This window comes from Cellulomonas cellasea, assembly GCF_030372105.1.
GTDB lineage: Bacteria > Actinomycetota > Actinomycetes > Actinomycetales > Cellulomonadaceae > Cellulomonas_A > Cellulomonas_A cellasea_A.
Map to the genome: position 1 here is coordinate 103,889 of NZ_JAUDBQ010000001.1, position 12,102 is coordinate 115,990.

Below are 12,102 nucleotides of genomic sequence, written 5' to 3' on the forward strand. Positions count from 1 at the left end.
TGGAGCCCCAGCCGATCCGCCACGCCTCGGGGCCGCGGCGCGGGGCGCCCGCGCCGCCCCGTCAGTGCTGCGCGCCATACGCCCCACCTCCCTCGAGCCGCCCGGCGCCGACCGGCTCGCCCCGTCCCCGCCCCGGGTCGTCGGGATCTGAGCCGCCCGCAAGGCCTGCGGCCGAGCGGAGGGCGTTGACGACCCGCGCCTGCTCGGCGCCGGTGAGCTCGTGGTGCAGCGGCAGGATCAGCGTGGTGTCGGTGAGGTGCTCGGTGGCCGGCAACGGCTGGCCGCCGTGGTCGCCGTCCGCGTAGGCGGGCTGGCGGTGGATGGCCATGATCCCGCGCCGTGCGGAGATGCCCGCCGCCGCCAGGTGGGCCAGCAGCCCGTCGCGGTCGAGCGGGAAGCCCGCGCCGACCTCCACCCAGTAGGACTGGAAGTTGCTGGCGCCCCAGGCCGGGTCGGCGACCGCGCGCAGGCCGGGGATCTGGGCGATGTGCGCGGTGTACTCGGCGGCCAGCGAGCGGCGCCGGGCCACGATGTCCCGCAGGCGCCCGAGCTGCACGATGCCGACGGCGGCCTGCAGGTCCGTCATCCGGTAGTTGAAGCCGACCTCGAGGTACTGCTCGGCGGGGGCGAGCACGCTGGCGTGCCGCTCGGCCGCCGAGACGCTCATCGCGTGCTCGCGCAGGCGGCGGGCGCGCTCGGCCCAGTCGGGGCGCGGCGTGGTGATCATGCCGCCCTCTCCGGTGGTCAGGAGCTTGCGGGGGTGGAAGGACCACGCCGCGATCTCCGCGCCGGCCCCTGCCGGGCGCCCGAGGTAGGTGGTCCCGGCGGCGCAGGCCGCGTCCTCCACGACCACGATCCCGCGCGGGTCGCATTCGGCCCGCACCTGCTCGAGGTCGACGGGCTGGCCGCCCTGGTCGACGACGATCACGGCCCGGGTGCGGGGGGTCAGCGCCGCGGCGACCGTCGCTCCGGTGACGTTCCCGGTGACGGGGTCGACGTCGGCGAACACGGGCCGGGCGCCGGCGTGCACCACGGCGTTGGCGGTCGCGACGAAGGAGAACGACGGCACGACGACGTCGTCACCCGGCTCGACGCCCGCCACGACCAGCGCGAGGTGCAGCGCCGTGGTGCAGGAGGACGTCGCGACGGCGAACCCTGCCCGCTGCGCCTCCGCGAACTCCTCCTCGAACTGCGCGACCCGGGGGCCCTGCGCGATCCAGCCGGAGGCGATCACCTCGGTGAGCGCCTCGACCTCGGCGGCGCCCAGCCACGGGCGCATCACGTCGATGCGGTCTGGCGCCCGCAGCTCCGAGGCGCCCTCGGCCCCCGTCACGACGCCGCCACCAGCGCGCGCCCGGCCGCGATCTGCTCGCGTTGCGGCCGCCACCACTCGACGAGCTCACGGAGGCCGTCCTCGAGCCCCACCCGCGCCTCGAACCCCAGGTCGACGCGTGCCGCCGTGGTGTCGGCGAGCCGCCGGGCCACGCCGTTGACCGCGCGCTCGGGGCCGTGCTCCACGGACAGGTCGGAGTCCATCGCCCGCAGCAGCGCCTGCGCGAGGCCCAGCAGCGAGGTCTCGGTCCCCGACGCGATGTTGTAGACGCCCTCGACCACGTCGCTGGACGCGGCGAGCACGTTCGAGCGGGCGATGTCCCGGGTGAACGCGAAGTCCATCGTCTGCAGCCCGTCGCCGAAGATCAACGGCGGCAGCCCGTCCGCGATCCGCTCCATCCAGCGCACCAGCACCTCGGTGTAGAGGCCGTGCACGTCCATGCGCGGGCCATAGACGTTGAAGTACCGCAGCAGCACGTAGTCGAGGCCGTGCATCGCGCGGAAGCTGCGGGCCATGCCCTCGTTGAAGGACTTCGCGGCGCCGTAGAACGTGTCGTTGTTGTGGTGGTGGTGCCGCTCCCCCGTCGGGAACTGCTCCGCCAGCCCGTACACCGACGCGCTGGACGCGGCGACGACCTTCTGCACCCGGTGCTCCACGGCGGCCTCCAGGACGGTGAACGTCCCGTCGACGAGCACCTCGAGGGCCAGGCGGGGCTCCTCCGCGCACTGGGTGATGCGGATCGCCGCCTGATGGAAGACGACGTCCTGGCCGCGGGTGACGTCGTGCACCAGGTCGCGATCCCGCAGGTCGCCCTCGACGAGGTCCACGCGGCCGGAGGCGAGCGCGTCGGCGAGGTTCTCTCGCCGCCCGCGCACCAGGTTGTCCAGGACGACGACGTGCCCCGCCCCGGCGTCGAGGAGCTGGTCCACCAACGTGGAGCCGATGGTGCCGGCCCCTCCGGTCACCAGGATGCGGGCTCCTTGCAGCGTGCTCATGCGACGGTCTCCAACGTGGGTGTGGTGGCGGATGCGGGAGCCGCGGGGGTGAGCGGTGTGAGCCGGCCCCCGTCGGCGAGGCTGCGGGAGGCGGACTCGAGCACGTCGAGCACGCGCAGCCCGGCGTTCCCGTCGGTGCGGGGCGCCCGGCCCTCGCGGATGCTCGCGGCGAACTCGGCGACCATCAGCCCGAGGGCCTCCTTCTCGGGGAGCGCGGGCGCCCAGGCGTCGCCGAGCCGGTAGGACACGTTCGCCGTGGCGCGGTCCGGCAGCGGCTGCCCGAGGTCCACACCGCGGTCGTACACGGTGAGCCGCTGCTGCGGGCTGAGGTCGTCCCACACGAGGGTGCGCCGCGACCCGCCCACCACCATCTGGCGGATCTTCGTGGGGCTGAGCCAGTTGACGTGCACATGCGCGATGGCGCCGTCGGCCAGCGGCAGCGTCAGGTAGCCGACGCAGGCCTGGCCGGCGCCGAGCGGGTCCGCGCCCTGCGCTCCGACGCCGGTGGGCACCAGGCCCCCCGGGAGGATGAAGTCGAGGATCGACAGGTCATGCGGCGCCAGGTCCCAGAACACGTCCACGTCGGGCTGGACGATGCCGAGGTTGATGCGCACCGAGTCGATGAAGTGCACGTCCCCGAGGGCGCCGTCGGCGATGAGCTCGCGGATCTTCAGCACCGGCGGGGTGTAGCAGAACGTGTGGTCGACCATGAGCACGAGCCCACGCTCGTCGGCGCGCGCGATCATCTGCCGCGCCGCGGCGCCGCGGTCCGCCACGGGCTTCTCCACGAGCACGTGCTTGCCCGCGTCGAGCGCCGCCAGGGCGAGCGGGGCGTGCGTGCGGGCGGGCGTCGCGATGGCGACGGCGTCCACGTCGTCGCGCGCGAGCAGCTCGGCGGTGGACGTCATGACGTCCACGGTGCTGCGCGGGCCGACGACGCGGCGGGCCCTGTCCTCGTCGAGGTCGCACACCGCCACCAGGTCCCAGTCGGGGCTGGTGCGGAAGTTGCGGGCGAGGTTCGGCCCCCAGTAGCCGGCGCCGATCACAGCGGCCCGCAGCGGATCGCGCTCAGACATCATGCTCCTTCGTGGTGCGTCTCCCGTGCGGGACAGAATGTGTCGATCTCTACTCAATTCGGACATCCTCTCACCCGAGTGGCGACTCGGGTGGGCCCTTCAGCCCGAGGTCTCGAACACCACGTCGACCCCGTAGGAGGCTGACGACGTCGATGCCGGGAAGCCCGTCCCGTAGACGTAGGCGCCGCCGAGGGGCAGCGTCGACAGCGGGCCCCGGACACGGCTCTCCGCGAGCGCGCCCGGCTCATAGGCGTACTTCCCGGCGCTCGAGTGGTAGGACGCCACGAGCACCTGGCCCGCGGCGACGGGCACGGGCGACGCGAGCTCCACCGTCTGCCACCCGGACGCCGACTCGGCAGCCGATGGCGCGGTGGCGAGCAGGTTCCCGTCGCCGTCCCACAGGTTCACGGTGTGCGCCCCGGTGTTCTGCGGGCCCTTGTAGAACCGCACGGCCGTCACCTGCCCCGCGACGCTCGACGAGAACCGGGAGCCCACCTGCACCGCGCCGGCGTCGGCGACATTCGCGGTGGACGGCGCCTCGGCATCCGACCACAGCGAGCAGGGGCAGGAGCCGTCGGGCGGCGCCGCCGACGTGGTGAAGCTCCAGGCGCCGCCCGTGAGGCCTTGGCCCCCGAGCGTCAGCGACGCGGCCACCACCACGCCGGCGGGCATCGGCGCGGCCGGCGTGAACAGAACAGTGCGCGTCGCCGCGTCGAAGGCGCTCGTCCCGGCGATCGGCCCGGACGGGCCGGTGAGCGCGAGCACCGGCGTGCCCTGCGCGGGGGCCTTCGAGAGCACCGCGGAGACCGTGGCGCGCGTGGACACGTTGCCCGCGCCCGACGGCGGCGCCTGCGACACGACGACGGGCGCAGTGGGCGCACCGCGCTGGAACACGGCGTCGACGAAGTAGTTCGTCGACTGCCAGGAGCCGCGCGGGAACCCTCCCCCGTAGACGTAGCGCCCGTTGCCCCCGGCCGGGGCCGTGAGCGGCCCCGCCTGCCAGGGCGAGGCGAAGAAGGACGGCGTCGCGGAGTAGCGCCCCTGCGGCGCCAGGTACGACACCACGTAGGACGTGCCCGGCTCGACGGGCACCGGCGCCGCGAAGGACGCCGTCTGCCAGCCCGTCGCGCTCTCGTTGGTGAACGTCACGGTGGCGAGCCGGGCGCCGTCCGCCGTCCACAGCGAGCCGGTGTGCGTGCCGACGTTGCCGGATCCCTTGTAGAACCGCACACCCGTGACCTGGCCGTCCTCCGTGGGCGTGAACACGACGCCGAGCTCCACGGCGCCGCCGTCGTTGCTCGACCCGGTGGCGGGGATCTGGGAGCCGAACATCGTGCAGGGGCAGCCGTCGGCGGAGACGGTGGTGAAGCTCCAGCTCGTCGGCGGCGCCGACATCCCGTCCACGGACACAGCGCCGGTGACCGTCACGACGTGTTGCGTGGCCACGGCCAGCGGCGCGGCCGGGGTGAAGGTGACAGTGCGGCGGTCGGCGGACAGCGTGGTGGCGCCGGCGATGGCACGTCCCGCAGCGGTCACCGCGACGGTGGGCGCCGAGGCCAGCGGGACGTTGAACGCGGCGGTCACGGGCGCGTCGAGCGCGGCGCCCGGGTCGGCCGGGGCGGGCGTCTGGTCGACGACGGCCAACGGCTCGGGGTCCGGGGTGAACACGACGTCCACGAGGTAGCCCGTGGACGTCCGGATGGCGGGGAAGCCCGTGCCGTAGGTGTACGCGCCGCCGCTCGCCGTGGTCCGCAGCGGCCCGCGCTGCAGCCCCTGCGACCCGAACGCCTGGGGTGTCACCGAGTACCGCCCGGCCGGCGCGCGGTAGGACGCCACGTACTCGACGTCCTTCGCGAGGGCGACGGGCTGGGCGAACGTCGCCGTCTGCCAGCCCGTGACGCTCTCCGACGTGAAGGTGGCGGTGGCCAGCACAGTGCCATCGGCGGCCCACAGCGTGCCGGTGTGCGTGCCGGTGTTGCCGAGCCCCTTGTAGAACCGGAGGGCGCTCACCTTGCCCGCCGAGGCGCTCGCGAAACGCACCCCGACGGTCACCGCCTGCGCGTCATTCGCCATGGGCGTCACGGGCGCCGTGGAGTCGTCGAGCAGCGAGCACGGGCAGCTCGCCGGGTCGCGGTCGGGCGCCGCGGTGGTGAAGGACCACGAGGCCGCCCCGGCGATGGGCCGCCCCAGCGCGTCGAGTGCCGAGACCCGCGCGGTGTGCTGGGCCGAGGGCGCCAGCGCGGCGTCGGGGGTGAACGTGGCCGTCCGCGCGTCGGCGTCGAAGGCCGTGCTGCCGGCCACCGGGCTTCCCGACGCGTCGGTGACGGTGATCGCGACGTCATGCGCCGTCGGCTTGGACAGCACCACGGAGACCGGCGCCCCTGGCGGCACGCTCGTGGCGCCGTTCACGGGCTGCTGGCCGCTGGCGGTGAGGGGTGTGCCGTCGACGGTGTCGAACAGCACGTCGACGTAGTAGTTGCTGTTCTGATGGCTCATCGACGGGAACCCGGAGCCGCCCTGGAACACCCCCGCGGGCTCGGCGCCGAACCCGCCCGCCACCCGCAGCGGCGCGGCCTGCACCCCGCTGGGGGTGAAGGCGTGGGACTGCACCGCGTAGTGGCCGTTCGGCGCGGTGTAGGACACGACGTACGTCGTCCCGGCGGCGAGCTCCACGGGCGCCGCGAACTCGGCGGACTGCCAGCCCGACTCGGTCTCGTCCGTGAACGCCACGGTGGCGAGCCGGGCGCCCGTGGCGCCCCACAGCGAGCCGGTGTGGCTCCCGGTGTTGCCGGGGCCCTTGTAGAAGCGGACGCCTGTGGCGTACCCGTCGATCGTGGCGCTGAACCGCAGGCCCAGCTCCACGGCTCCCGCATCGTTGGTGGCGGGCACTGCCGGCTCCCGCGCCCCGAGGACGCTGCAGGGGCAGGACACGGCGAGGCCCAGCGTGCTGGCGGCGCCGATGTTCGCGCTGTCGTCGACGGCGCGCGCCTTCACCGGCACGGCGGCGCCCTGGCCGGGCTGGACGTACGTGTGCGTCCACGTCTCGCGGCCGGTGGCCGGATGCCAGGTGGCCCCGTTGTCGGTGGACACCTCGACTCCGGCGACTCGGCCGCCGCCGACGTCCGCAGCCGTCCCGGTGACGGTCACGGACGCGCCATTCGGCACGGCGGAGCCCGACGCCGGGGACGTGATCGTGACCGTCGGCCCGCGGGTGTCGGTGGAGCGCGCCGCGGCCGTGAGCCCTGCCATCAGCGTCGTGGGCTGGGCGCCCATGTCGGCCAGCAGGTTCACCGTCGCCTGCTGCATCCGCGGGTCGGCCGGGGCGCCGTCGCCGTCATGCGTCTGGTCCAGCCCCCACGCCCACTGCACGCTGCCGGCGGAGAACACCAGGGCGCCGCTGGGCGCCCGGTACAACGTGGTGTGGTGCGTCGTCGTGCCCGGAGCCGTCTGGTTGCCGTAGTCCTGCAGGTACTCGGGCACCGCGCCGGTGGTCGTGGACAGCCGGATGAGCCCGGCCGGGCGCTCGCCGTTGTCCAGGTCCTCGTTGGACTCGTAGCCGACGGTGTGCGGCGCCAGCTCGGCGCTCGTCCCGGGCGCGAGCGACGCCAGCGATGTGCCGCGCCACAGCCGCAGGCGGCCCTCATCCGCCGAGACGGTCACGGGCAGGTCCGAGTCGTTGGACATGTAGAGCGTGCCGGTCAGCCCGTTCTCCGCCCGCCCGGCGCCTGCCGAGCGCGCGGCGAAGCGCGGGTCGCGCCACGTCCCCGTCCACTCCGGCGACGGGTCGATCTTGGCCCCGCCCCAGGTCTCCTTGTAGGAGACGAGCGTGCGATGGGGCGCCTGGTCGCCCACGGCTGCCGGCTCGAAGCGGGTGCGCCAATAGACCTCGTTGCCGCTGAAGAACGCCAGGTCGAGGCCCGCGTCTCGGGCCGCCTCCACATTCGCGCGCTGCGGCCCGGACCAGTACTCGTCATGCCCCACCGAGAGGAACACCTCGTGGTTGGCCAGCAGCGACCCGTTCCGATCGGCGTCCACGCCCGCGATGTAGCTCACGTCGTAGCCGTTGCGCTCGAGGAACCGCACCATCGCGAACTCGGAGCTGAAGTAGAAGTCGCGGCCGCCCTGGTGGCCGCGCGTCGCGAAGGGGCGGTTGTAGCTGAGCTTGTACGCCCGCCCGTTGGCCGAGCCCTGGTAGAAGCTCGAGCCGCCGTAGGTGTTGTACGCCTGCCAGGTCGTGTCCGACGTCTGGAACAGCACCTCGGAGTGGCTCGTGTCGTCGCGCACGATGAAGGTGATGTGGCTCTCGTCGCCGGTGTCCGGGCGGCGCAGGTGGGCGAGGTACACCCCGGACACGGCGGTGCTGGGCACATCCCATGAGGCGGACACGGACCACTCGCCGCAGTCGTACAGCTCGGTGGCGGGGTCCCTGCGGCACTCGGGCTGTGGGCGGTCCCGCACGGCCCCGGGCACCGATGTGATGAACCGGGCGCCCTTCCCGCCGTACCAACCGGTCCGGTAGATGTCGACGGTGTACGCGGTGGCGTCAGTGTCGATCTTGAAGTCGATGCGCTCGCCGGCGTCCACGGAGATGTCGGTGGCGTAGCCCTGGATCGAGTCGGAGCCCGCGGCGTGCACATCCCACACCGACGGGTCCGTGCCGGCCTTGGAGTTCTCGCACACGATCGGGTTCGCGCCGGCGGCGCACGGGTCGGCCGCGGCGGCGGCGCCCACCGCGACGACGGCGGCGGCCGGGGGCGCGACCAGGGCGGCCCCTGCCGCGAGGATGACCGCCAGCGCCGCCGCCAGGCCCGGGCCGCGTCGCGTGGACCGTATGAGGCCGGTGGCGCTCGTCATGGGGGCTCCAGGTGCGTGGTGCGCGGCATGTGCGTGGGAAGAGATGAGGAGATCCGGCCGGACGTCAAGGCCCCGAAAGGCCCTGGCGTCGCGATGCGGAACACGGACAGAATAGATGAGAAGGTGATGAAACGGACATCAGGCGGATCGGGTGAAATCTCGCCGCCCCGCGTCGCCGGCGCCCCGCTACGGTGGGCGGCCATCGGCGCATCCCACCCCGGCACGGAGGCCCGCATGACAGCCACGACCCAGCACCCCGCACCCGCCACGGCCGGGGCGCACATCGCCCCGGGCGCGGACGTCGACGAGCGCGCGACGCTCGGCCCGGGCGCCCGGGTGTGGCACATGGCCCAGATCCGCGAGGACGCCGTCGTCGGCGCCGACTGCGTCATCGGGCGCGGCGCCTACATCGGCCCGGGCGTCCAGGTGGGCGACCGCTGCAAGATCCAGAACCACGCGCTCGTCTACGAGCCCGCCGTGCTCGAGGACGGCGTGTTCATCGGCCCGGGCGTCGTGCTCACCAACGACCACCTGCCCCGCGCCGTCAACCCGGACGGCTCACTGAAGACCGGCGATGACTGGCACGCCGTCGGCGTCACAGTGCGCGCCGGGGCGGCGGTGGGCGCCCGGGCGGTCTGCGTGGCGCCGGTGGTGATCGGCCGCTGGGCGATGGTGGCCGCCGGGGCCGTGGTGACCCGCGATGTGCCCGACTTCGCTCTGGTCGCCGGGGTCCCGGCGCGCTGGGTGCGGTGGATCGGGCGCACCGGGGAGGCGCTCGTGTCCGACGATGCCGTGCCCGACGACGCCGTGTTTGACGAGGGCCCGGCCGGGGGCGCGGACCGCCGCTGGCGATGCCCCGACACCGCAGACGCCTTCGTCGAGCAGGACGGCGTGCTCGTCGAGGCGACGGAGGCCCGCTCATGAGCCGCGTCGTGGTCGTGGGCGCCGGCATCGTGGGGCTCGCCATCGCGGCCCGCCTGGCCGGGCGCGGCGACGAGGTCACGGTCGTCGACAAGGAGCCGGACGTCGCGCTGCACCAGACGGGCCGCAACTCCGGCGTCATCCACTCGGGCCTGTACTACGCGCCCGGCAGCCTCAAGGCGACGATGAGCGCCGCGGGGGCGCGATCGATGACGGCGTACGCGCGCTCGCGCGGCATCCCCGTGCAGACCTGCGGCAAGCTCGTGGTGGCCACGGACGAGCGCGAGCTGCCCGGCCTGCTGCGGCTCGCGCAGCGCGCCGAGGCGAATGGCGTGGACGCGCGGCTGGTCACCCCCGCCGAGGCCCGCGAGCTCGAGCCCCATGTGCGCAGCGTGGGCGCGCTCCGCGTCGAGAGCACCGGCATCGTCGACTACCCCGGCGTGTGCCGCGCGCTGGTCAAGGACGTCGAGGCGGGCGGCGGCAGCGTGCGGCTCGGCGAGTCGGTGCTGGCGATCCGCACCACGGGCTCGCGCGTGCACGTGCGCACCGACCAGGCGGACCTCGAGGCCGACGCCGTGATCGCCTGCGCCGGGCTGCACGCCGACCGGCTGGCACGGGCGTCCGGGATCGAGCCCGCGGCGCGCATCCTCCCGTTCCGCGGCGAGTACTTCGAGCTGGCGCCCGACGCCGCCGGCCTGGTGCGCGGCCTCGTCTACCCCGTGCCGGATCCCCGGTTCCCGTTCCTGGGCGTGCACCTGACCCGGATGATCGACGGCACGGTGCACGCCGGCCCGAACGCCGTGCTCGCGCTGGCCCGCGAGGGCTACACCTGGTCGACCGTGCGCGTCCACGATGTGCGGGACGCGCTGGGCTGGCCGGGCCTGTGGCGGCTCGCGCGGGGGAACGTGGTCCCCGGCGCCGCCGAGGTGCTGCGCTCGATGTCCACCCGGGCCTTCGCGCGCAGCCTGGCCCGGCTCGTCCCCGCGATCACGGCACGCGACCTGCGCCCGGCCCCCGCGGGCGTCCGGGCCCAGGCGGTGCGCCGGGACGGGACGCTGGTGGACGACTTCCTGGTGCAGACCGGGCCACGGCAGGTGCACGTCCTCAACGCGCCCTCGCCGGCGGCCACCGCGTCGCTGGAGATCGCGCGGCATCTGGTCGGGCGCCTCGACGCGCTGCTCGACTAGCCCATGAGGTCGCGCAGCACGGCGCGGATGCGAGGGTAGGCGGCCAGGAGATCGCCCGCGGTGCGGAACGTGTAGTCCGGCGCGCCGTCGAGCACCCGTCGCAGCACATCCGCTCGGTCGAAGCGCGGCAGCTCCTCGTCGGGCCCGGCGGTCTCGGGGTCCGCGCGCACGTCGTGCAGCAAGAGGATGCCCCCGGGGGTCAGCGCCGCGAGCGCCCGCGCCGCGACGGCGGACTCCTCGTCGTGCCGCCAGTCCTCCGCCCAGCCGGACCACAGCACCACGTCGAGTCCCAGCCGGGCCCATCCGCGCAGCTGCGCTGGCGTGTGCGCGCCATAGGCCGGCCGGAACAGCCGCACCGGGACGCCCGCGAGCCGCTCCACCTCGTCGCGGGCGGCGGCCACCAGCGCCACCGCCTCGGCGGTGGGCAGCCCGCTGAGCCGCCGGTGGTCCCAGCCGTGCAGGGCGACCTCATGCCCGTCCTCGACGATCCGGCGGATCAGCGCGGGGTGGGCACGGGCGGCCGTCGCGAGGACGAAGAACGTGGCGGGCACGCCGCGCTCCGCGAGCACGTCGAGCAGCGCCGGGGTGTGCGCCGGGTCGGGCCCGTCGTCGAAGGTGAGAGAGGCGACCCGCTGCGTGGTCGCCGCCGCCACGGTGCAGGTCAACGGGCGCACGAGTGGGGCCATCGGCTGCAGGGCCCAGCGCCTGCCCGGGGGCAGCGGCGCGCCGAACGGCCCCAGGTCGCGGCGCAGCACGAGCACGTCTCGGGTGTCACGGGTGTCACGGCGCATGGGACTCCTTCGGGGGCAGGCGCACGGTCTCAGGCTCGGGCCCGCGGCCGAGCGCGAAGCCCAGGCCCCAGGCGGTGGACCAGCACAGGGCCAGCAACTCGCCCCGCCGGCGCACCCGGGCGAGCCTCGCGCCGACGCCGAGCACCCGGCGCAGCAGCCGGCTGGCCCTGCTGGCAGCGGGCGGTGCGGCGGTCACCTCGTGCGCTGGCGGAGAGGCGGCGCCGGCCACGTCGGCGTAGCGGCGCGCGAGCCCGCGCTCCGCCGCCCCGTACGCGAAGCCCTGGCGGACGGCGGAGCGGAGCCCAGCGCGGAGCCGGACGTGCACCAGCGCCTCGTCGGCGTAGGCCAACGGCACGCCGCTCAACTGGATCCGCCAGCACAGGTCGGTGTCCTCGAGGCAGCGCAGCGCCTCGTCGAACCCGCCCACGCGGCGGAACAGGTCCGCCCGCACCCCCATGTTGCCGGCCCCGGCATGCCGTAGGCCCGGCAGCAGCGTCGACTCCTGCAGGCCGTCGGACTGCGGCAGGACGCGCGACGCGAGCACGTCGGGTGTGTTCAGCCGGGTGCCGTCGAGGCGGCCGGCGACGAAGCCGTGCCGGGCCAGCGCGTCGAACATCGACTGCACCCAGCCGTCCGCGACCACGTCGTCGGCGTCGCAGAAGGCCAGGCTCCGGCCGCGTGCCGCCTGGGCGCCCGTGTTGCGGGCGGCCGCCGCGCCGCGCCGCGCCGACGCGTCCACGACCCGCAGTCCGGGCAGCCGGCCAGCGAAGGCCCGCGCGACGTCGACGGTGTCGTCATGCGAGCCGTTGTCCGCGAGGACGACCTCCCACGCGCAGGTCGCGCGCTGCCCCGCCAAGGCGGCGAGTTGTGCCGGCAGGGTGGCGGCGGCGTCGTAGGCGGCGATCACCACCGACAGGTCGACACCGTCGTCTGACACACCCATCG

Annotated in this window: 8 protein-coding genes; 2 read left to right on the forward strand and 6 right to left on the reverse strand. The window is 74.7% G+C overall.

The features are described from left to right. Positions 1-61 precede the first annotated feature (61 nt). The 4 genes from QUV83_RS00455 to QUV83_RS00470 all read right to left on the reverse strand — a co-directional run bounded on the left by QUV83_RS00455 (position 62) and on the right by QUV83_RS00470 (position 8,258). Positions 62-1,279: a DegT/DnrJ/EryC1/StrS family aminotransferase gene (locus tag QUV83_RS00455; RefSeq protein WP_289562115.1), complete on the reverse strand. Its 1,218-nt coding sequence runs from the start codon at positions 1,277-1,279 to the stop codon at positions 62-64. Positions 1,280-1,329: 50 nt separating this feature from the next. Continuing rightward, positions 1,330-2,328: an NAD-dependent epimerase/dehydratase family protein gene (locus QUV83_RS00460; protein WP_289561617.1), complete on the reverse strand. Its 999-nt coding sequence runs from the start codon at positions 2,326-2,328 to the stop codon at positions 1,330-1,332. Then, positions 2,325-3,404, reverse strand: a complete 1,080-nt coding sequence (locus QUV83_RS00465; RefSeq protein WP_289561618.1) for a Gfo/Idh/MocA family protein — start codon at positions 3,402-3,404, stop codon at positions 2,325-2,327. The genes QUV83_RS00460 and QUV83_RS00465 overlap by 4 nt, the downstream gene beginning before the upstream one ends. Before the next feature lie 99 nt (positions 3,405-3,503). Continuing rightward, on the reverse strand, positions 3,504-8,258 hold the full coding sequence (locus QUV83_RS00470; RefSeq protein ID WP_289561619.1) for a DUF4082 domain-containing protein: 4,755 nt from the start codon (positions 8,256-8,258) through the stop codon (positions 3,504-3,506). A 234-nt stretch (positions 8,259-8,492) separates the two neighbouring features. Here QUV83_RS00470 and QUV83_RS00475 point away from each other — a divergent pair, with 234 nt between their 5' ends. After that, positions 8,493-9,182, forward strand: coding sequence for an acyltransferase (locus QUV83_RS00475; RefSeq protein WP_289561620.1), 690 nt, complete (start codon positions 8,493-8,495; stop codon positions 9,180-9,182). After that, on the forward strand, positions 9,179-10,366 hold the full coding sequence (lhgO, locus tag QUV83_RS00480) for an L-2-hydroxyglutarate oxidase (RefSeq protein WP_289561621.1): 1,188 nt from the start codon (positions 9,179-9,181) through the stop codon (positions 10,364-10,366). The genes QUV83_RS00475 and lhgO overlap by 4 nt, the downstream gene beginning before the upstream one ends. Here lhgO and QUV83_RS00485 read toward each other — a convergent pair. Both QUV83_RS00485 and QUV83_RS00490 read right to left on the reverse strand, forming a co-directional pair. Next, positions 10,363-11,157 (reverse strand): polysaccharide deacetylase family protein, encoded by a 795-nt coding sequence (locus tag QUV83_RS00485; RefSeq protein ID WP_289561622.1) that lies wholly within the window; start codon positions 11,155-11,157, stop codon positions 10,363-10,365. The genes lhgO and QUV83_RS00485 overlap by 4 nt on opposite strands. Next, positions 11,147-12,100, reverse strand: coding sequence for a glycosyltransferase (locus tag QUV83_RS00490; protein ID WP_289561623.1), 954 nt, complete (start codon positions 12,098-12,100; stop codon positions 11,147-11,149). Before QUV83_RS00490 ends, QUV83_RS00485 begins: the two co-directional genes overlap by 11 nt. Positions 12,101-12,102 lie beyond the last annotated feature (2 nt).

Excerpts from the sequence above, each read along its gene's own strand:
- QUV83_RS00485 (WP_289561622.1), bottom strand. The coding sequence starts at position 11,157 with ATGCGCCGTGACACCCGTGACACCCGAGACGTGCTCGTGCTGCGCCGC.
- QUV83_RS00460 (WP_289561617.1), bottom strand. The coding sequence starts at position 2,328 with ATGAGCACGCTGCAAGGAGCCCGCATCCTGGTGACCGGAGGGGCCGGC.
- QUV83_RS00465 (WP_289561618.1), bottom strand. The coding sequence starts at position 3,404 with ATGTCTGAGCGCGATCCGCTGCGGGCCGCTGTGATCGGCGCCGGCTAC.
- lhgO (WP_289561621.1), top strand. The coding sequence starts at position 9,179 with ATGAGCCGCGTCGTGGTCGTGGGCGCCGGCATCGTGGGGCTCGCCATC.
- QUV83_RS00470 (WP_289561619.1), bottom strand. The coding sequence starts at position 8,258 with ATGACGAGCGCCACCGGCCTCATACGGTCCACGCGACGCGGCCCGGGC.
- QUV83_RS00490 (WP_289561623.1), bottom strand. The coding sequence starts at position 12,100 with ATGGGTGTGTCAGACGACGGTGTCGACCTGTCGGTGGTGATCGCCGCC.
- QUV83_RS00475 (WP_289561620.1), top strand. The coding sequence starts at position 8,493 with ATGACAGCCACGACCCAGCACCCCGCACCCGCCACGGCCGGGGCGCAC.
- QUV83_RS00455 (WP_289562115.1), bottom strand. The coding sequence starts at position 1,279 with ATGCGCCCGTGGCTGGGCGCCGCCGAGGTCGAGGCGCTCACCGAGGTG.